This is a genomic window from Saliniferula longa, from assembly GCF_050789285.1.
Taxonomy (GTDB): Bacteria; Pseudomonadota; Alphaproteobacteria; order Rhodobacterales; family Rhodobacteraceae; genus CAVPWP01.
The window spans coordinates 321,408-341,609 of record NZ_JBOUVX010000001.1 but is presented as its reverse complement, the minus strand read 5'-3'; the positions used below and the strand labels follow the sequence as shown (position 1 = coordinate 341,609).

The 20,202-nt window shown below is 68.0% G+C and carries 16 protein-coding genes; 4 read left to right on the top strand and 12 right to left on the bottom strand.

Annotated features, from left to right (window positions below; genetic code table 11):
• Positions 1 to 9 precede the first annotated feature (9 nt).
• Positions 10 to 1,425 (bottom strand): YcjX family GTP-binding protein, encoded by a 1,416-nt coding sequence (locus ACRDNQ_RS01550; RefSeq protein ID WP_431826861.1) that lies wholly within the window; start codon positions 1,423 to 1,425, stop codon positions 10 to 12.
• A 106-nt stretch (positions 1,426 to 1,531) separates the two neighbouring features.
• Between ACRDNQ_RS01550 and truA the strand changes: the two genes are divergently transcribed.
• Both truA and ACRDNQ_RS01540 read left to right on the top strand, forming a co-directional pair.
• On the top strand, positions 1,532 to 2,305 hold the full coding sequence (truA, locus tag ACRDNQ_RS01545; RefSeq protein WP_431826860.1) for a tRNA pseudouridine(38-40) synthase TruA: 774 nt from the start codon (positions 1,532 to 1,534) through the stop codon (positions 2,303 to 2,305).
• Positions 2,306 to 2,402: 97 nt separating this feature from the next.
• The gene (locus tag ACRDNQ_RS01540; RefSeq protein WP_431826859.1) at positions 2,403 to 2,546 is read left to right on the top strand and encodes a hypothetical protein; all 144 of its coding nucleotides are present in this window, start codon (positions 2,403 to 2,405) and stop codon (positions 2,544 to 2,546) included.
• A gap of 19 nt (positions 2,547 to 2,565) precedes the next feature.
• Here ACRDNQ_RS01540 and ACRDNQ_RS01535 read toward each other — a convergent pair whose 3' ends face one another.
• Positions 2,566 to 3,381, bottom strand: a complete 816-nt coding sequence (locus tag ACRDNQ_RS01535; protein WP_431826858.1) for a DUF4198 domain-containing protein — start codon at positions 3,379 to 3,381, stop codon at positions 2,566 to 2,568.
• Here ACRDNQ_RS01535 and ACRDNQ_RS01530 point away from each other — a divergent pair.
• A complete protein-coding gene (locus ACRDNQ_RS01530; protein WP_431826857.1) occupies positions 3,380 to 4,528 on the top strand; it encodes a HupE/UreJ family protein in 1,149 nt (382 codons plus the stop codon). The genes ACRDNQ_RS01535 and ACRDNQ_RS01530 overlap by 2 nt on opposite strands.
• Here ACRDNQ_RS01530 and ACRDNQ_RS01525 read toward each other — a convergent pair.
• From ACRDNQ_RS01525 to glpD, 8 genes are all read right to left on the bottom strand, one after another.
• Positions 4,525 to 6,156, bottom strand: a complete 1,632-nt coding sequence (locus tag ACRDNQ_RS01525; RefSeq protein ID WP_431826856.1) for an alpha-D-glucose phosphate-specific phosphoglucomutase — start codon at positions 6,154 to 6,156, stop codon at positions 4,525 to 4,527. The genes ACRDNQ_RS01530 and ACRDNQ_RS01525 overlap by 4 nt on opposite strands.
• 19 nt (positions 6,157 to 6,175) lie before the next feature.
• The gene (gene glgX / locus ACRDNQ_RS01520; RefSeq protein ID WP_431826855.1) at positions 6,176 to 8,245 is read right to left on the bottom strand and encodes a glycogen debranching protein GlgX; all 2,070 of its coding nucleotides are present in this window, start codon (positions 8,243 to 8,245) and stop codon (positions 6,176 to 6,178) included.
• Between the two features lie 5 nt (positions 8,246 to 8,250).
• Positions 8,251 to 9,678 carry a glycogen synthase GlgA gene (gene glgA / locus ACRDNQ_RS01515; RefSeq protein WP_431826854.1) on the bottom strand — a complete coding sequence of 476 codons (1,428 nt, stop codon included), beginning with the start codon at positions 9,676 to 9,678 and terminating at the stop codon, positions 8,251 to 8,253.
• Positions 9,675 to 10,940 carry a glucose-1-phosphate adenylyltransferase gene (gene glgC / locus ACRDNQ_RS01510; RefSeq protein WP_431826853.1) on the bottom strand — a complete coding sequence of 422 codons (1,266 nt, stop codon included), beginning with the start codon at positions 10,938 to 10,940 and terminating at the stop codon, positions 9,675 to 9,677. The genes glgA and glgC overlap by 4 nt, the downstream gene beginning before the upstream one ends.
• Positions 10,941 to 10,968: 28 nt before the next feature.
• Positions 10,969 to 13,146, bottom strand: coding sequence for a 1,4-alpha-glucan branching protein GlgB (glgB, locus tag ACRDNQ_RS01505; RefSeq protein ID WP_431826852.1), 2,178 nt, complete (start codon positions 13,144 to 13,146; stop codon positions 10,969 to 10,971).
• Between the two features lie 63 nt (positions 13,147 to 13,209).
• Complete coding sequence (locus ACRDNQ_RS01500) at positions 13,210 to 15,609, bottom strand: glycogen/starch/alpha-glucan phosphorylase (RefSeq protein ID WP_431826851.1); 2,400 nt, start codon at positions 15,607 to 15,609, stop codon at positions 13,210 to 13,212.
• 83 nt (positions 15,610 to 15,692) lie between these two features.
• Positions 15,693 to 17,216 (bottom strand): glycerol kinase GlpK, encoded by a 1,524-nt coding sequence (gene glpK / locus ACRDNQ_RS01495; RefSeq protein WP_431826850.1) that lies wholly within the window; start codon positions 17,214 to 17,216, stop codon positions 15,693 to 15,695.
• A 34-nt stretch (positions 17,217 to 17,250) separates the two neighbouring features.
• Entirely contained in the window at positions 17,251 to 18,825 is a 1,575-nt protein-coding gene (glpD, locus tag ACRDNQ_RS01490; RefSeq protein WP_431826849.1) for a glycerol-3-phosphate dehydrogenase, read from the bottom strand.
• Between the two features lie 202 nt (positions 18,826 to 19,027).
• Here glpD and ACRDNQ_RS01485 point away from each other — a divergent pair, with 202 nt between their 5' ends.
• Positions 19,028 to 19,825: a DeoR/GlpR family DNA-binding transcription regulator gene (locus tag ACRDNQ_RS01485; RefSeq protein WP_431826848.1), complete on the top strand. Its 798-nt coding sequence runs from the start codon at positions 19,028 to 19,030 to the stop codon at positions 19,823 to 19,825.
• Here ACRDNQ_RS01485 and hemP read toward each other — a convergent pair.
• Both hemP and ACRDNQ_RS01475 read right to left on the bottom strand, forming a co-directional pair.
• Entirely contained in the window at positions 19,815 to 19,985 is a 171-nt protein-coding gene (hemP, locus tag ACRDNQ_RS01480; RefSeq protein WP_431826847.1) for a hemin uptake protein HemP, read from the bottom strand. The two genes, ACRDNQ_RS01485 and hemP, sit on opposite strands and share 11 nt — an antisense overlap.
• Positions 19,982 to 20,158 (bottom strand): hypothetical protein, encoded by a 177-nt coding sequence (locus ACRDNQ_RS01475; protein ID WP_431826846.1) that lies wholly within the window; start codon positions 20,156 to 20,158, stop codon positions 19,982 to 19,984. Before ACRDNQ_RS01475 ends, hemP begins: the two co-directional genes overlap by 4 nt.
• Positions 20,159 to 20,202: the final 44 nt, after the last annotated feature.

Below are 20,202 nucleotides of genomic sequence, written 5' to 3'. Positions count from 1 at the left end.
GCCGTCCCCTCACAACCGGTCACCGATCAGGAACTGCGCGGCCCGGTCAAGCCGGATATGCGGCGGCCCTTCGCCGGGCTTCAGATCCAGCGGATGCGGCGCGAAGTTCATCACGGAATAGTCGGCGCCAAGCCAGGTCTCGGCCCCCTGCCGCGCCGGCGACAGAAGCTTCGCCGGATCCTCGGGCAACTCGCCGGGATAGAAGGCCGCGCGCTTGTCCGACCCTTCGATCCGCCCCCGCACCACGTCGAGCATCCGCCCCTCGTGGCTGATCGTGTCCTCGGTCGTGGCCCGAAGGGCGGCGATGGCCATGGCCTGCGTGACCGCGCCCGAAAAATCGGCGCGCGACTTGGCGTCGGCCAGCAGCGCCTCGGTGATCGCGGCCAGGCGCGCGTGCTGGCCGTGGTGCAGGTGATCGGCCTTGGTCGCGGCGAAAAGGATCCGCTCGACCCGCTTGCCCAGAAGAAGCTGGCTCAGGAAGGCATTCCGGCCGGGCCGGAAGGCGCCAAGGATATCGGCCATCGCCACCCGCAGATCCTCGACCGCGGGGGGGCCGGCATGGATTGCCCCCAGCACGTCGACCAGCACCACCTGCCGGTCGATCCGCGAGAAGTGGTCGCGGAAGAAGGGTTTGACGACCGATCGCTTGTAGGCTTCGAACCGCCGCTCGAACTCGCGCCAGATACTGCCGCGCGGGGTCCTCGACGGTTGCGGAAGGGGCGCGAAGGTCAGAACCGGCGATCCGGCCAGATCGCCGGGCAGAAGGAACCGCCCCGGGGTGCAGTCCGAAAACCCGGCCGCGCGCGCCCCGGTCAGGTAGCCGGTGAAGGCGGCGGTCAGCGCCTTGGCCAAGGGCTCGTCCAGCCCCGCGTCGCCCGAGATGCCGTCCAGCGCCGCCCGGAAGGCCGCCGCCTGCGGGCGCGGCTCGGCCCGGCGCAGCGTCTCGGCCGACCAGTCGGCGTACGACTTGTCGAGAAGCCCAAGGTCGAGAAGCCACTCGCCCGGATAATCCACGATGTCGAGGTGGACGGTCCTCGGCCCGGTCAGCCCCGACAGAAGCCCCGAGGGCTGCACCCGCAGCGACAGCCGAAGCTCGCTGACCGAGCGAGTGCTGTCGGGCCAGTGCGGATCGGGGCCGGTCAGGGCGGCAAGGTGCGTCTCGTAGTCGAAGCGCGGCACGGTGTCGTCGGGCTGCGGTTGCAGGTAGGCGGTTCGGATCGACCCGTTCGCCGAGGCCACAAGCTGCGGCATCCGGCCCCGGTTGATGAGGTTCGCCACGAGCGAGGTGATGAACACGGTCTTGCCCGCGCGCGACAGGCCCGTGACCCCCAGCCGGATCGCCGGCTCGAAGAAGGCTTCCGACACCGTGGCCAGAGTCGTCTCGACGCCACGGGTCACGCCGTCGGCAATGTCCTGAAGGATCAAGGAAGGGGCCCCTCGCAGTCGTTCGCCCCTAGATAGCCATCGCGCCGGTCCTTCGCCACCCCATGCGGCGTTGCCAAAGGCGGGGCGCAGGGCTATGGCGCGGGCCATGCCCCGTTATGCGCTTCTGATCGAATACCACGGCGGTCCCTTTTCGGGATGGCAGCGGCAGGACCACGCCCCCTCGGTGCAGGGCGCGGTCGAGACCGCGCTGCGCGTCCTCGATCCCGACGTCGGCAGCATCGCGGCGGCGGGCCGCACCGACGCGGGCGTGCATGCGCTGGGACAGGTCGCCCATTGCGACCTGGCGCGCGACTGGGACCCCTTCCGGCTGTCCGAGGCGCTGAACCACCACCTGAAGCCCGCGCCCGTCGCGATCCGCGCCGCGGCCCGTGTCGCGCCGGACTGGCACGCGCGGTTCTCGGCGACCGAGCGCGGCTATCTCTACCGCATCGTTCAGCGCCGCGCGCCGCTGACCCACGACGCGGGCCTTGCCTGGCGCATTCCGCACGCACTGGACGCGGGCGCGATGGCCGAAGCCGCCGCGCTGCTGGTCGGCCGGCACGATTTCACCACCTTCCGCTCGTCCATGTGCCAGGCCGAAAGCCCGGTCAAGACGCTCGACGAGGCGACGGTGACGGTCGAGGACACGTTCCACGGCCCCGAGATCCGGCTGCGCTTTCGCGCCCGCAGTTTCCTGCACAACCAGGTCCGCAGCTTCGTCGGCACGCTCGAGCGGGTCGGCGCGGGGCGCTGGCGGCCCGAAGATGTCGCAGCGGCGCTTGCCGCGCGCGACCGCGCGCGCTGCGGCCCCGTCGCCCCGCCCGACGGGCTTTACCTGACCCACGTGCGCTATGGGCAGGATCCGTTCGAAAGTCCGTGAAATGCCCGGCAAAGGCACCCAAATTACCTTGACGACGCCTTAGTCCTGCCCCGTTTGACAGGCTATCTGGCACTGTCACTGTGGTCAGGAGGCCGTCATGAGTGCCCTGTTTGCCGTCTCGTTCGACACCATCGTCATGAGTGCAATCACATGTCTGGTTCTGCGCGAGATCTTCCTTGTCGCGCTTCCTGACGAGATCGCCGGCCCTGGTGGCTGGCTGATCGACACCGACCGCGACTGATCCCGGTCACGCGGACACCTCACTCCGGCACGGCGAAGGTCAGATTGGCCCAGAGGCTTTCCCATACCGCGCCCTTCTCGGCGGCAAGCTCCGGCGCAGGTTCGCGCAGGACGACCGTGTCGAGCATGTATTCGTGGCCCGGCTTCACCGGAACCGTCGCCCGACCCCGGTCGTCGCTGCGCACGGTGCTGACCGTCACGCTGTCGTCGGGTGCGCGTTCGAAGACCTCGATCACCGCCTCGCTGCGCGGGTTCTGCCGATAGAAGACGGCCACCTCGATGCCGTCCGACATGTCCCCCGTATAGGGATTCTCGAGCGCGACGATCTCGGTCTCAAGGCCAAGGGCCCGGTCCTCTCCCAGGCCGTCACCGATCGCCACCAGCGACTTTGCATAGCGTGAATAGACTTCGGTGAAGGGCGCGTCGGGCAGGCCGCGGGCCCGGTGCGCCGCGACCGTCCAAACCGCGTCCTTGTGGGTCACGAAGGCTTCGAACTTGGAGAAATCCGTGTAGGTCACGTTGCTGTCGCCGGTGACATGCACGGCGATCGCCAGGCCTTCACCCGGAAGGGCGACGTTCAGCGCGGGGCGGTCCCCCATCCGGGGCTCGACCGGCACAACGTCGCCATCCAGAACGACCTCGAAAACCCGCGTCCCAAATGGCAGAAAGGGCTGCGAGGCGCCCACGAAGGCCTGCCCCACGCGCAGGTCGGCGACGATCGGGGCGTCGGCAGGCAGTTGAAATTCCACCGGATCGATCCAGAATTCATGCGACATGGCCGGAGTGGCGGCGAGGCAGGCGAGAATCGGGGCAAGAATGGCAGGACGCGCGGACATGTCGGTTCCAGACAGGGTAGGCCTGTCCCATAGGCTGTGGCGCGCGGCCCTTCTGTCAACCCTGTTCGCGCTTCTGTGGTCGGCCGCGACCGCGCACGAACTGCGCCCCGCGATCGCCGACCTGACCGCGACGGACGACCGACTGAGCCTGCGCATCACGCTCAATGCCGAGGCGCTGCTGGCCGGGATCGACCTCGAGGTCCATTCCGACAGCACCGAAAGCCCCGAGGCCGCCGATTACGACGCCCTGCGCGCCGAGACGCCCGAACGGCTGACCGAGCAGTTGCGCGCGGTCTGGCCCGAGATCGCCCGAAACCTCACGCTGCGCGCCGACGGAACCGACCTTCTTCCCGAGCTTGAAGGCATCGAGGTGCCCGCCGTAGGCGATCTGTCGATCGCCCGCGACAGCACCCTGACGATCGGGGCCGCGCTGCCGCCCGGGACACAGACCGTCGACGTGGGCTGGGCCGCCGCCTATGGGCCGCTCGTCATCCGCCAGTTCGGCGTCGAGGCACCCTACTCGGGCTATCTGACCGGCGGCGCCCTGTCCGAGCCGATCCCGCTCCAGGGCGGCGGGGCCGATCCCTGGCCGCGCGTCTTCGCCGACTACGTGGTGCTTGGATTCGAGCATATCCTGCCCAAGGGTCTCGACCACATCCTGTTCGTGCTGGGCCTGTTCTTCCTGTCGCTGCACATCCGCCCGCTGGTCTGGCAGATCTCGGCCTTCACGGTTGCGCACACGATCACGCTGGCCCTCGGGATCCTCGGGCACGTGACGGTCCCGTCCTCGGTGGTCGAGCCGCTGATTGCCGCGTCGATCGTCTATGTCGGCGTCGAGAACGTGCTGTCGCGCGGGCTGACGCCGTGGCGGCCAGTGGTCGTGTTCCTGTTCGGCCTGCTGCACGGGCTTGGCTTCGCTTCGGTTCTGGCCGAACTGGGTCTGCCGCCGGGGCAATACGTTCCCAGCCTTATCGGCTTCAACGTCGGCGTCGAGATCGGGCAGCTGACCGTCGTGGCGCTGGCCTACGTGGCGGTGGGCTACTGGTTCGGCGACAAGCCGTGGTACCGCACCCGCATCGCCAATCCGGCCTCGCTGACCATCGCCGCCATCGGCGCCTGGTGGGTGGTCGAGCGGACTTTGCTTTAGGTCACGACATCGGGCGCGGCGCGACCGGTAAGATCGGCGATGCCCGCGATCTGCTGGCTGGCGGCGATGACCGGCGCCAGCGCCTGTGCGGGATCGAGCGCGTGGCGGGCGGGGTCTTCCTCGACCGTCTCGTAGTAGACCCGAAGGGTCGCGCCCACTGTGCCCGTGCCCGACAGGCGCAGAACGAACCGCGCGCCGCCCTCGAACTCGACCCGCAGCCCCTGACCGCCACTGACCGAGCCGTCGACCGGATCGTGATAGGTGAACTCGTCGGCACCGGCGACGGTCAGGCCGGCGAAGTCCTGCCCCGGCAGATCGGCCAGCGCTGTGCGCAGGCGGGCCATGACTGCCTCGGCCCTTGCCGTCTCGACCGCCTCGTAGTCGTGGCGCGAATAGTAGTTGCGGCCGAACTCGGCCCAGTGCGCGCGCAACAGATCGGCCACCGGCATCTTCCGCTCGGCCAGGATCGCCAGCCACATCAAGACCGCCCAGACGCCGTCCTTCTCGCGCACATGGTCCGACCCGGTTCCGGCGCTTTCCTCGCCGCACAGCGTGATCCGGCCGGCGTCGAGCAGGTTGCCGAAGAACTTCCAGCCCGTCGGCGTTTCGTAGCAGTCGATCCCCAGACGCGCCGCCACGCGGTCGACCGCGCGCGAGGTCGGCATCGAGCGCGCCACGCCGGCAAGCCCCCCGCGATAGGCCTTGACCAGATGCGCGTTGGCCGCCAGCACCGCAAGGCTGTCGGAGGGCGTCACATAGACCCCGCGCCCCAGCACCATGTTGCGGTCGCCGTCCCCGTCCGAAGCGGCGGCGAAGTCGGGCGCGTCGGGGCCCATCACCTCGTCCACCAGGTGTTTTGCCCACGTCGGGTTCGGATCGGGATGGCCGCCGCCGAAATCGGGCTTCGGCACGCCGTTCCTCACGCTGCCGGGGGCCGCACCCAGGCGCCGCTCGAAGATCTCGGTGGCATAGGGTCCGGTCACCGCGTGCATCGCGTCGAAGGCGATGCGGAAGCCGCCCTTCAGAAGCGCCCGGATCGCGTCGAAATCGAACAGCGTCTCCATCAGGTCGGCATAATCGGCCACCGGGTCGACGACCTCGACCTCCATCGCGCCGAAGCGGCGGCAGCCAAGGGTCGAGAGATCGAAGTCCTGCGCCTCGAGGATGTGATAGCGCGCGACCTTCCCCGTCTCGGCGAAGATGCGGTCGGTCAGGTCCTCGGGGGCGGGTCCGCCGTTCGGGCCGTTGAACTTGACGCCGAAATCCTCGTCGATGCCGCCGGGGTTGTGGCTGGCCGACATGATGATGCCGCCGTCCGTCCCGCGCAGACGGATCAGGTGCGACGCCGCCGGAGTGGACAGGATCGCCCCCTGCCCCACGATCACCTTCGCCACGCCCGAGGCTTCGGCCATGCGCAGGATCACCTGCGCGGCGCGATCGTTGAAGAACCGTCCGTCGCCCCCCAGGACCAGCGTCTTGCCGTCGACCCCGCCCAGCGCGTTCCAGATCGACTGGACGAAGTTTTCCAGGAAATGCGGGCCCATGAAGACCCGCGTCTGCTTGCGCAACCCCGAGGTGCCGGGCTTCTGGCCCTCGATGGGCCGGGTCTGGATGGTCAGGCGTTGCATGGGCTTCCTCTCCCCCTTGTCAGACTTCGGGCACCAGAACGCACACGGTGACCGACTGGCCGGCCATCTCGAGCCGGCCGGCGGTAACGCGGCGCGCCCGCATGAGCGGCTCGGCAGTGTCGATCTGGTGGCTCCAGACGCGGCCCTCGGGCGGTGCGGGAAGCCGCACCGCACGCGGCCGGCCAGCGTTGAAGGCCACGAAGATCGCGTATTCGGCGGCGGCGTAATGCGGCGTGCCCGAGGCGGTCCGCATCTCGGCGGCAAGAAAGTCGATCGCCGGGTCATCCCAGTCGCGCGTCTGCATCGGCTTGCCGTCCGCACGCCACCAGAACAGGTCCTCGACGCCGTCGGTCACGCGTTCGCGCGCGTGCAGGAACAGCCGCTGGCCCAGGATCGGATGGGCTTGCCGAAAGGCGATCATCCGCCGCGTGAAGTCGAGGAACGCGTGATCGACTTGGGACCAGTCGATCCAGCTTGTCGCGTTGTCCTGGTTGTAGGCGTTGTTGTTGCCGCCCTGGGTGTTGCCGATCTCGTCGCCGGCAAGGATCATCGGCGTTCCCTGCGACAACAGAAGCGTGGCCATCATCGCGCGCTTGCGGCGTGCCCGGGCGGCGCGGATCGCCGCGTCGTCGGTCGGCCCCTCGGCGCCCATGTTGTCCGAGAAATCCTCGGCGTGGCCGTCGCGCCCCTCTTCGCCGTTCGCCTCGTTGTGCTTGCGGTCATAGGACACGAGGTCCTCCAGCGTCATGCCGTCATGCGCCGTCAGGAAATTGACCGAACTGGTGGCCGACCGCCCCGAATGGTCGAACTCGGTCGCAGATCCGGTGATGCGCGCGGCAAGGTCGGGTGCGCGTCCCGGATCGCCGCGCCAAAAGCGCCGCACACCGTCGCGGTAGCGGTCGTTCCATTCAAGGAAGGGCGGCGGGAAGGCACCAAGTTGATAGCCGCCCGGGCCGATGTCCCAGGGTTCGGCGATCAGCTTCACGCGGCTCAGGACCGGATCCTGGCGGATCGCGGTGAAGAAGGCCCCGTCGCGGTCGAAGCCGTGGCCGTTGCGGCCCAGCGTGGCGCACAGGTCGAAGCGGAAGCCATCCACGCCCATCACCTCGACCCAGTAACGCAGCGAATCCATCACCATCCGCAGCACCATCGGATGGGCGATGTTCAGCGTGTTCCCGGTGCCCGTATCGTTGACGTAGAAGCGCGGCTCGGGGGCGAGGCGATAGTAGCTGGCGTTGTCGATCCCCCGGAACGACAGGGTCGGCCCAAGTTCGTTGCCTTCGCCGGTGTGGTTGTAGACCACGTCGAGGATCACCTCGATCCCCGCACCATGGAAGCGGTCGACCATCTGCCGGAACTCGGCGATCCGCCCGCGCGACAGATAGCGCGGGTCGGGCGCGAAAAAGCCCACCGTCTGGTAGCCCCAGTAATTGGTCAGGCCGCGCTCGACCAGGAACTTGTCGGTGAGAAAGGCCTGCACCGGCAGAAGCTCGATCGCCGTGATGCCAAGCTTTGTCAGGTGGTCGAGCATCGGCTCGGACGCCAGACCGCGAAACGTGCCCTTTTCGCGCACCTCGGGGTGAAGCCGCGTCATCCCCTTCACATGCGCCTCGTAGATCACCGTCTCGCGCAGCGGGGTGCCGGGACGCTTGGCCGGCGGCATCCGCAGGTCCTCGACCATGCATTTGGGCATGTGCCTGGCGCTGTCGCGGGTGTCGAAGCTCAGGTCCGCCTCGACCGCGCCCACCTCATAGCCCATCAGTTCGTCGTGCAGGCGCGGATGCCCGGTGATGTGGCGGGCGTAGGGATCGAGAAGAAGCTTGTTGGCGTTGAAGCGGTGCCCGTCCTCCGGCCGGTAGGGTCCGTGCACGCGGTAGCCGTAAAGCTGCCCCGGACCGATCCCAAGCACATGGCCGTGCCAGATGTGGCCGTCGCATTCGGGCAGGTCGATGCGCGTCTCGCGCCCCCTGTCGTCGAACAGGCACAGCGTCACCCGCGTCGCGTGTTCCGAAAACAGCGCGAAGTTCACGCCCCCGTCGGTCGGGGTCGCGCCCAGCGGGGCTGGACGTCCGGCGGTGACGGTGCTCATCGGTTTCACCGGCGGCTCACCTCGGCGTAAAGCGTGGCATAGTCGGCGGCGGCGGGGCCCCAGCCCAGGTTCTGCTTCATGCCGTTCTTCTGCATCTGTGCCCAGACCTTCGGCTGGCCGTAAAGCTCACACAGGCGGATCAGCGCGCCGGCCAGCGCATGGGCCGTCACGGGGTGGAACTGAAGCCCCGTGGCGACGCCGCTGCGCAGGGCCACGGGGCTTGCATCGATCACCGTGTCGGCAAGGCCCCCCGTCCGCGCCACGACCGGCACCGTGCCGTAGCGCAGGCCGTACATCTGTGTCAGGCCGCAGGGTTCGAACCGCGAAGGCACGAGGATCGCGTCGCCGCCCGCGATGATGCGATGCGACAGCGCCTCGTCATAGCCGATGTGGACGGCGACGTTGGGATGCTGCGCGGCGCGCTGCCATTCCCACTCAAGCTTTCGGTCGCCCGAGCCCAGTAGCACAAGCTGCCCGCCCCGGTCGGTCAGCGCGGGAAGGGCGTCGAGCAGCAGGTCGAGGCCCTTCTGTTCGCTGAGCCGCGACACGACCACGGCCAGCGGTCCGTCGGCTTTCGGCAGGCCGAACTCCTTGCGCAGCCGCGCCTTGGCCCTGGCCTTGCCCGCAGGCGCCTTGAAGCGGTCGATCGCGGGATCGGTGGAAGGGTTCCAGCTGTCTTCGTCGACGCCGTTCAGGATGCCCGAGAACCCGGTGTCGCGCCCGCGCAGCACCCCGTCCAGGCCCCAGCCGAACTCGGGCGTGCGCAATTCGGCGGCGTAGGTCGGGCTGACGGTGGTGACGCGGTCCGCCCAGACGATGCCCGCCTTCAGGGCGTTGATCTGGCCCCAGAACTCGAACCCCTCCTGCGAGAAGCCCGAGGCCGGCAGGCGCAAACGCTCACGCATCGCCGCGGGGGCGAGGCCGTGGAAGGCGATGTTGTGGATGGTCAGGATGCTGCCCACCCTGTCGCGCGCGCCCATCTCGGCCAGATAGACGGGCGCAAGGCCGCCCTGCCAGTCGTGGACATGCAGCACCTCTGGGGTGAAGCCGGGGATGCCCTCGGCCGCGAGGCGCGCCGCCATCCAGCACAGCGCCGCAAAGCGTTCGGCGTTGTCGGGCCAGTCGTTGCCGCTGGCGTCGAGGTAGGGCCCCCCTGCACGGTCGTAGAGGTGGGGCGCGTCGATCACCAGGATCGACTGGCCGCCCGCCATCACCGACAGAAGGCGCGCGGGGCCGCCGAACAGGTCGGCCTCGGTCATCACCGTCTTCGGCCGCTTGAGCCCGGCCACGACCTGCCGGTAGCCCGGCAGGATCGTCCGCAGCTCCCAGCCGTGTCCGGCCAGCGCATGGGGAAGCGCCCCCGCCACGTCGGCAAGCCCGCCCGTCTTCACGAAGGGCACGCATTCGGACGTGACGGACAGCGCCTGCCTCATATCGCGTCGGCCCGTCGGTCGAGCATTTCCTGGGTGATGAGCGTCACGCCGTCCTCGGTGACACGGAACCACTTGCGATCCTCGTCGGGGTCCTCGCCCACGACCAGGCCTTCGGGGATGTAGACGCCGCGGTCGACGATCACCTTCGTCAGCCGCGCATGCCGCGAAACGTAGGAATGCGGGAACATGATCGCGTGGTCGAGCATCGCGTAGGAATTCGTGTGCACCAGGGTGTAAAGCACCGAGTTGCGCACCTCGGTCCCCGAGATGATGCAGCCCCCCGACACCATCGAGGACACGGCCGATCCGCGGCGGTCGGCCTCGTCATGGATGAACTTGGCCGGCGGCACGGATTCCGAATAGGTCCAGATCGGCCACTGCGTGTCCCACAGGTCAAGCTCGGGCAGGAAGTCGGTCAGGTCGATGTTGGCCTTCCAGAACGCGTCGAGCGTGCCGACGTCGCGCCAGTAGGCCGGCGCCTCGGGCGCATGCCGCACGCAGCTTTCGTCGAAGCGGTGCGCCATCGCCTTGCCGTTCTTCACGATCTGGGGGATCAGGTCGCTGCCGAAATCGTGGCTCGAATTCGGGTCGTGCTGATCCTTCAGCAGAAGCTCGCGCAGGAAAGGCCACGAGAAGACGTAGATCCCCATCGACGCCAGCGCCATTTCGGGGTTGCCCGGCATTCCCGGCGGGTTCTTGGGCTTTTCCAGGAAATCGGTGATCCGGCCCGAGGCGTCAACGGCCATGACGCCGAAGGCGCTTGCCTCGTCGCGCGCGACGGTCAGACAGCCCACCGTCACGTCCGCACCCGTCTCGACGTGCTGCTGGATCATGATCTCGTAGTCCATCTTGTAGATGTGGTCGCCGGCAAGGATCAGGACGTAGTCGATGTTGTAGCTGTCGACGATGTCGATGTTCTGCGTCACCGCGTCGGCGGTTCCGAGATACCACTGCGTTTCGTCCACCCGCTGCGAGGCGGGCAGGATGTCGAGGTATTCGTTCCGTTCGGCGCGGAAGAAGTTCCAGCCGCGCTGGCAGTGCCGGATCAGGCTGTGGGCCTTGTATTGGGTGGCGATGGCCATCTTGCGGATGCCCGAGTTCAGCGCGTTCGACAGCGCGAAGTCGATGATTCGCGCCTTGCCGCCGAAGTAGACGGCGGGCTTGGCGCGCTTGTCGGTCAGTTCCTTCAGGCGGCTGCCCCGCCCGCCGGCCAGCACGAAGGCCATGCTGCGCTGCGAGAGTCTGAGTGTCTTCGGTGCCATGTTCCCTCCCTGACGCCGACCCTGACGGTCAGCCCTTGTATTTCAGAATGACGGTCGCAAGCGGCGGGACCATCACGCGGGCCGAAGCGGGCTGGCCCATGACCCCGTCTCCGGACGCCTCGATCCGGCCCATGTTGCCGCGATTGGCGCCGCCATAGATCGCGGCGTCGGTGTTCAGCACCTCCTCCCAGGTGCCGCCCAGGGGCAGGCCGATCACCGTGTCGGGCCGTTCGACCGGAGTGAAGTTGCAGATCACCACGATCGGCGGGTCGTCCGGGCCGCCCCGCCGGATCCACGAATACAGCGACCGATCCGCGTCATTTGCATCGATCCACTGGAACCCCTCGGGGGCGCAGTCGTTGACGTGCAGCGCCGGTTCGGCCCGGTAAAGCGTGTTGAGGTCCCGCACGAGGCGCTGCACGCCCCTGTGCATTTCGCGCCCCGCCGCGTCCCAGTCGATCTGGGCGTTGTGGTTCCATTCGGGGCCCTGGGCGAATTCCTGCCCCATGAACAGAAGCTTCTTGCCCGGATGCCCCCACATGAACCCGTAATAGGCGCGCAGGTTTGCGAATTTCTCCCACTCGCCGCCTGGCATCTTGCCCAGCATCGAGCCCTTGCCATGCACCACCTCGTCGTGGCTGATCGGAAGGATGAAATTCTCCGAGAAGGCATAGACCAGCCCGAAGGTCATCTGCTGGTGGTGGAAGCGGCGATAGACCGGATCGCGGTGCATGTAGGCCAGCGTGTCGTTCATCCAGCCCATGTTCCACTTGTAACCGAACCCGAGCCCGCCCGCGTCCACCGGCTGCGACACCCCAGGAAACGAGGTCGATTCCTCGGCCGCCGTCAAGATGCCCGGCACCTTGCCGTAGACCTGCGTGTTCATCCGCTGGAGCATGGCGATGGCTTCGTAATTCTCGCGCCCGCCGTGGACGTTGGGCACCCATTCGCCCTCGCGTCGGGAATAGTCACGGTAGAGCATCGACGCCACCGCATCGACCCGCAGCCCGTCGACGTGATATTCCTCAAGCCAATAGAGCGCGTTGGAAATCAGATAGTTCGCCACCTCGCGCCGACCGTAGTTGTAGATCAAGGTGTTCCAGTCCTGGTGGAACCCTTCCTTCGGGTCGGCATGTTCGTAAAGCGCCGTTCCGTCGAAGCGGCCCAGCCCGTGCGGGTCTGCCGGGAAATGTCCCGGCACCCAGTCGAGGATGACCCCCAGCCCCGCCTGGTGCGCGGCGTCGACCAGATCGCGGAACTCGTGCGGGGGACCGTGCCGGATCGTGGGCGCATAAAGCCCCACCGGCTGATAGCCCCAGGAGCCGTCGAAGGGATACTCCGACAGCGGCAGGAACTCGAGATGGGTGAAGCCCATGTCGCGGGCATAGTCGACCAGTTCGACTGCCGCCTCCTTGTAGGACAGGGGCCGGTTCCCCTCGTCCGCACGCCGGCGCCACGACCCCAGATGCACCTCGTAGATCGAGATCGGCGCGGTGCGGGCGTTGCGCCCGGCGCGGGCGGTCATCCACTTGCCGTCGTGCCAGCCGTAGCCGGTGATGTCGGCCACGACCGAGGCATTGCTTGGCGCGTGTTCGGACCGGAAGCCTACCGGATCGGCCTTCAGGGGCTGGATCGCCCCGTCCGGCCCGGCGATCTGGTACTTGTAGTGCGCGCCATCGGTCACGCCCGGCACGAAGATCTCCCACACGCCGGTGGCGCCGCGCTTGCGCATCAAGTGCCGCCGGCCGTCCCAGGCGTTGAAGTCGCCCACCACGGCCACGCGCAGCGCGTTCGGCGCCCAGACCGCGAAATGGGCGCCGCGCGCGCCCTCGTGGTCGATCACATGGGCGCCCAGCGCGTGCCAGAGCCGCTCGTGCGTGCCTTCGCCGATGAGGTATTCGTCCATCTCGCCCAGCACGGGGCCGAAACGATAGGCGTCGTCATAGACCCATTGCCGCCCCGCCGCCGTCCCGCGCAGCTCATAGGGCGCGCGGGCCGGGACCGGCCCCGAAAACACCCCCGGTGCGCCGGCCGGCGCCAGCGGATGGGCGAGGCCGTCCTGCACCGCGAACATCGCCTCGGCCCCGGGGTCGAAGGCAGTCACGCGCACCGCGCCCCCATCGTCATGCGGACCAAGGACGGCGAAGGGATCGTCAAGCGTTCCCTGGGCGATGCGGTGTGCAAGCGCGGGGTCAAGTGGCGGCATGTCGGTCCCGATCGATCCTGTCCTTCCCCACCTTGCACCGCATTTCGCGACAGGGCTAGCGGGTCATTCCGCCGCCAGCGTGCCCGGCGCAGCCGCAGGCGTCACGTCCCAGATATCGGCCATGTAGCCACGGATCGTCCGGTCGGACGAGAACCAGCCCGAACCGGCCGTGTTCCGCGCGGCCATGCGCGTCCAGCGCGCGCCATCGCGGCAGATCGCGTCGGCCTCGCGGCTGGCGCGCCAGTAGTCGGTGAAGTCCGACGCCACGAGGAAGTAGTCGTGGTGCTCGACATTGTCGGCGATGCCCGCGAACAGCCCCGGATTGCCCGGGCTGAAAGTGCCGTCGCGCAGCGCGCCGAGGGCGCGCGCCAGCCGCGGGTCGGCCTCGATCGCCTGGCGGGCGTGCCCCGGCACCTCGCGCCGTGCCACCACCTCTTCGGCGGTCATGCCAAAGAGGAAGAAGTTCTCGGCCCCGACGTGATCGCGGATCTCGACGTTCGCGCCGTCAAGCGTGCCGATCGTCAGCGCCCCGTTCATGGCGAACTTCATGTTGCCGGTGCCCGAGGCCTCCTTTCCCGCGGTCGAGATCTGTTCGGACAGGTCCGCCGCAGGGATCAGACGTTCGGCCATCGACACGTTGTAGTTCGGCGCGAAGACCACCCGCAGGAAGCGCGAAGTCGCGGGATCGGCGTTGATCCGTCCGGCGACGGCGTTGATCAGGTGGACGATCTCCTTGGCGAACCAGTAGCCCGGCGCCGCCTTTCCGCCGAAGATCTTGACGCGCGGCGTCCAGTCGCCGTTCGGGTTGTCCGAGATGTCCTGCCACAGCGCGATCGCCTCGAGGATGTTGAGGTGCTGGCGCTTGTATTCGTGGATGCGCTTGATCTGGATGTCGAACATCGCCGAGGGGTCGACCGCGACGCCCTGCTCGCGCTTCAGCCAGCCCGCCAGCTCCTCCTTGTTCGCGCGCTTGATCGCGGCGAAGCGTTCGAGGAATGAGGCATCCTCGGTGAAGGGGGCAAGCCGGGCAAGTTCCTCGGCGTCGCCGACCCAGCCGTCGCCCAGCACCTCGGTGATCAGCGCGCCAAGCCGGGGGTTGCAGCCCAGCAGCCAGCGCCGGGGCGTGACGCCGTTCGTCTCGTTCACGATCCGCTCGGGGTGCAGGGCGTGGAGATCCTGGAAGACCGTCGTCTTCATCAGTTCGGTGTGCAGCGCCGAGACCCCGTTCACGCGCTTGGCCATGATGAACGACAGGTTGCCCATCTGGACCTGCCCGTGTTCACGGATATGCACCGACCGCGCCGGATAGGCCTTGTGATGGGCGGCGTCGATCGCCTCGATGATCTGAAGATGGCGGGGCAGAAGATAGCCCATCAGCCCCTCGGACCAGCTTTCCAGCGCTTCGGGCAGCAGCGTGTGGTTGGTGTAGTTCAGGCACAGCCGCGCGGTTTCCATCGCCTCGTCGAAGGGCAGGCCGCGCTCGTCGTGCAGAAGCCGCACCAGTTCGGGCCCTGCGATGGCGGGATGGGTGTCGTTCAGTTGGATCGCGACCTTCTGCGGCAGCTTGCGCAGGTCGTCGTATTCGCTTTCGAAGCGCCGAAGGATGTCGCGCAGTGAGGCGGCGGTGAAGAAGTACTCCTGCTTCAGCCGCAGCGCCTTGCCGCCCTCGGTGGTGTCGTCGGGATAAAGCACCCGGCTGATCGTGCGCGCCAGCGTCTCGGGCTGCGCGGCGGCGGTGTAGTCGCCGGCGTTGAACCGCTCGAGATCGAGAAGCCGCGTCGGCTGCGCCCCCCATAGCCGCAGCGTGTTCGCCCAGCGCCCCTGCCAGCCCACGACCGGCGTGTCGAAGCCCTGCGCGATGACCGCTTCGGCCGGGCGCCAGATGCCACGGCTCGTGCCCGTCCGGTGGACATGGCCGCCGAAGCCGATCTCGAACGACGTCTCGGGGCGCTCGAACTCCCAGACATGGGCCTGCGTCAGCCAGTCCTCGGGTTCTTCGATCTGGCGGCCGCCTTCGAAGCGCTGGCGGAAAAGGCCATGCTCATAGCGGATGCCATAGCCGTAGGCCGGCACGCCTAGCGTGGCGAGGCTTTCCATGAAGCAGGCGGCCAGCCGGCCAAGCCCGCCGTTGCCCAGCGCCGCGTCGGGTTCGTCGGCAAGGACGCGGTCGAACGGCAGGCCGAACCCATCGAAGACGGCCTTCGCCTCGTCGAGCAGCCCAAGATTGGTCGCCGCGTCCTCGAGCAGGCGTCCGATGAGGAATTCCATCGACAGGTAATAGACCCGCTTGGCCCGGCTGGCGTAGGTCGCCCGGGTGGCCGCGAACCAGCGGTCGACGATCCGGTCGCGCACCGCCAGCGACAGGGCCACGCGCCAGTCATAGATCTGGGCGTGATCCTCGTCCTTGCCGATGGAATACTTCAGGTGCCGCAGCACGTCGCCGCGCAAATCGGAAATGCTCATCCTCGTCCCCGCTCGGTCTTGTGGCCGTTAGCGCCAACGGCCCGACCCTATCCCAATTCCCGCCCGCGAAAAGCCCCTATCGCTCAGAACGCCTGGCAGGCGGCGACGGCACGCTTCCAGCGGGCATAAAGCGCCTCACGGTCGTCCGGGGACAGAGCGGGTTCGAACCGCCGTTCAAGCGCCCAGCCCCGCGCGAACTCGTCGGCCTGAGGATAGATGCCCGCATCCATTCCCGCCAGCCACGCCGCGCCCACGGCGGTGGTTTCGGCAACGGTCGGCCGGTCGACCGGCGCGCCAAGGATATCGGCAAGAAACTGCATCGCCCAGTCGCTGGCCACCATGCCGCCATCGACCCGCAGCACGCCCCCCGTTCGGCCCCCTGTTTGGCCCCCTGCTTCGCCCCCTGCCCCACGCCCGGGCCAGTCCGCCGTCATCGCCTCGAGCAGGTCGCGCGTCTGGAAGCCCACGCTCTGCAGCGCAGCGCGCGCAAGCTCCGCCGGTCCGGTGTTGCGCGTCATCCCGAAGATCGCGCCCCGTGCCTCGGCGTTCCAGTAGGGCGCGCCAAGGCCGGTGAAGGCGGGCACCAGGACGACCTGCTGCGCGGGATCGGCCCCTTCGGCAAGAGGCTGCGTTTCAGCGGCGTCACGGATGATCTTCAGGCCGTCGCGCAGCCATTGCACCACAGCGCCCGCCACGAAGATCGACCCTTCAAGCGCGTAGGTCCGCTTGCCGTCAAGCTGGTAGGCGATGGTCGTCAGAAGCCGGCTGTTCGAGGCAACCGGCGTGTCGCCGGTGTTCAGAAGCGCGAAGCAGCCCGTACCATAGGTCGATTTCATCATGCCCGGCGTGAAGCAGGCCTGCCCCACCGTCGCCGCCTGCTGGTCACCCGCGACGCCCCGGATCGGGATCGCGCGGCCGAACAGGTCGGGCCGCGTCACCCCGAAATCGCCCGCGCAGTCGCGCACCTCGGGCAGCATCGCCAGGGGAATGTCTAGAAGGCGGCAGATCTCGTCGTCCCAGCGCCCTTCGTGGATGTTGAACAGAAGCGTGCGCGCGGCATTGGTGGCATCGGTCGCGTGGACGGCGCCGCCGGTCAGCTTCCAGATCAGGAAGCTGTCGACGGTGCCGAACAGAAGCTCGCCCCGCGCGGCGCGTTCGCGCGCGCCCTCGACGGTGTCGAGGATGTATTTCAGCTTGGTGCCCGAGAAATAGGGATCAAGCAGCAACCCGGTCTTCGCGGTCACCATCGCCTCGTGCCCGGCCTCGCGCAGGGACGCGCACAGCGCCGAGGTGCGGCGGTCCTGCCAGACGATCGCGCGGTGCACCGGCTTGCCGGTGTCGCGGTCCCACACCAGCGTCGTCTCGCGCTGGTTGGTGATGCCGATGGCGGCAATCGCCTCGGGGCCGATGCCGGCCTTCTCGATAACCTTGCGGCAGGTGCCCGCGACGGTGCCCCAGATGTCGTCGGGATCGTGTTCGACCCAGCCCGAATCGGGAAAATGCTGCGGAAATTCGTCCTGTGCGATGGCGGCCACCCGCAGCGATCGGTCGAACAGGATCGCCCGGCTTGACGTGGTGCCCTGGTCGATGGCCAGCACATAGGTCATCGTCCCCTCCCCCTTCTGCTTCGTCTCGGGCGGCTCAGGCCGCGTCCTTTCTGTGCTGGGCGCGCATCCAGTCGTCAAGCGCGGCCACCTGTTCGGGCGTGAGCCGCAAGCCCAGCTTCGAGCGGCGCCAGACCACATCCTCGGCCCGCCGCGCGAACTCGTGCTCGATGAGCCAGCGCACCTCGACCTCGGTCAGGGTGGCGCCGAAGTCGCGGCCCAGTTCCTCGGGCGCCGCCGCGCCCTGCAGCATCCGCTCGGCGTCGGTGCCGTAGGCGCGCACCAGCCGCCGCGCCCAGCGGTCGGTCAGGAACGGATGCGCCGCCCGCAACCGCGTCACCAGCGCCTCGACCCCGTCGACCGGGAAATCCCCGCCCGGAAGGGCCACCCCCGCCGTCCAGGCGCCCGATTTCGGCACAAGATAAGGCCCGATCTTCGTCAGCGCCGCCTCGGCCAGTTTGCGGTAGGTGGTGATCTTGCCGCCGAAGACATGAAGCACCGGCGCGCCGGCCGCGTCGAGCGACAGGACATATTCCCGCGTCGCGGCGGTGGCCGACTTCGCGTTGTCGTCGTAAAGCGGACGCACGCCCGAATAGGTCCACACCACATCGTCACGGGTCACCGGCGTGGCGAAATAGTCCGACGCGAAGCGGCACAGATAGTCGGCTTCGGCGTCGGTGCAGACGGCATCCTTCGGGTCGCCCTGATGATCCTGATCGGTGGTTCCGATCAGGGTGAAGTCGGTTTCATAGGGGATGGCGAAGATGATCCGCCCGTCCTTGCCCTGGAAGAAATAACACTTGTCGTGGTCGTAAAGCCGCTTCGTCACGATATGGCTGCCGCGCACCAGCCGCACGCCCTCGGTCGAGTTCAGCCGCAGCTTGGTCTGGATCACGTCCTGCACCCAGGGCCCGCCGGCGTTTACCAGAACCCGTGCGCGGTGTTCGGACCGCGCGCCGGTATCGACATCCTCGACCGTGACGACCCAGTGGTCATCCCCCCGCACGGCCGACACCACTTTCGCGCGCACCAGCACCGTCGCGCCGCGTTCGGCGGCGTCACGGGCGTTGAGCGCGACAAGCCGGGAATCCTCGATCCAGCAGTCGGAGTACTCGTAGGCGCGGGCGAATTTCGGCTTCAGCGCCCGTCCCGCCGGATCGGCGCTCAGATCGACCGTGGCGGTGCCGGGCAGGATCTCGCGCCCGCCGAGATGGTCGTAAAGGAACAGCCCGAACCGGATCATCCAGGCCGGTCGCCGGCCCTTCATCCACGGCATGACGCGGCTCAGAAGCTTCGAGGCGGGCGTCTCGGCCTCGAAACGCATGTCCTTGTGATAGGGCAGCACGAAGCGCATGGGCCAGCTGATATGGGGCATCGCGCGAAGCAGCGTCTCGCGCTCGGACAGGGCTTCGCGGACCAGGTGGAACTCGAAATATTCGAGGTATCGCAGCCCGCCATGAAACAGCTTCGTGGACCTGGACGACGTCGCCTCGGCGAGGTCCCCCATTTCCACCAGCGTCACGCTCAGCCCGCGCCCGGCCGCGTCGCGCGCGATGCCGCAACCGTTGATCCCGCCGCCGATCACGAAGATGTCGCTTGTCGTTCTGTCCATGGCCGCACTCGCCTTGCCCTTTCGTCTGCGGTGACGCAATGCGCCATCCCGGTCAATCGGGATGCGCGTCTTTCTTTCGGTTTGCGCGTTTTTGGTTCCTGATCCGGCAGTTTTTCGGGAATCGTGACCAATTCCTACCCTTTCCAGCCGGAATTCCATTCGTTATGTTCGTTTCTTCAGGAAAACGACCGGCCTTCCCGATATGGACAGCTACCGCCGCCAGCAGATCATGGCCCGCGCCCGCAGCGACGGGCGCGTTCTGGTCGAGCCGTTGGCCCGGCAGTTCGGCGTCACCGTCCAGACCGTGCGTCGCGACCTCACCCACCTCTGCGAGGCCGGACTTCTGGCCCGCGTCCACGGCGGCGCAGTCCTTCCCTCGGGCACGCGCAACATCGGCTACGAGGATCGGCGCGGCCTGAACCTCGACGCCAAGGACGCGATCGGCCGGACCGCGGCCGCGCAGATCACCGACGGCGCCTCGGTCTTTCTTGACATCGGCACCACGGCCGAGGCGGTGGCGCGCGCCCTTCTGCGCCACAACGGCCTTCTGGTGGTGACCAACAACATCAACGTGGCCAACCTTCTTGTCGCCAACCCCGAGGCCGAGATCGTGCTGGCGGGCGGACTTCTGCGCCGCGCCGATGGCGGGCTTGTGGGCGAAGTGACGGTCGATTTCGTGCGGCAGTTCAAGGTCGACACCGCCGTGATCGGCTGCTCGGCGATGGACGAGGACGGCGACGTGCTCGACTTCGACTTCCGCGAAGTGCGCGTGGCCCAGGCGGTGATGGAAACCGCGCGTCGGCGGATTTTGGTGGCGGATGCATCGAAGCTGTCCCGGTCTGCCCCCGTCCGCATCGGCACGCTGAAGGCCTTCGACCTGTGGGTGACCGACGCGCGGCCGCCCGAACGCCTGCGGCGCCGGGCCGCGGACTGGGGCACCGAGATCATCGTGACCGCGCCCCGGCCCGCCTCGCGGCCACGTCCGCGCCCTACTTCGTGAGGATAAGCTTGCCGGCGCGCGTGATGCGCAGCGTATAGACCTTGCCATCAAGCACGATCCGCGCGCAGGCCCCGTCTTGGGTCAACGCCCGGGCGTCATGGACCGGGGTGTCGTCCTCGACCCGTTGCGCGGGGCCGATCCGGGTCAGCGGAGCGGTCATCGCCGGTCCTCCGGCATCTCCAGACGATCGAGCCAGCGCTCGAGGCTGAAGTCCCCGAAAAGGCCGCCCGAGCGGATCAGCTCGGCGACGAGGCCGTCGTCACGAAGGGCCGCGCGGCACGGGGCGGCCCGGGCATAGGAGAGAATTGGGCGCGGGGGTGTAAACGGTCTCATCGCGGAAGTCCTCTGATCGCTTGAAAGAAGGCTTCCCCTTGAAC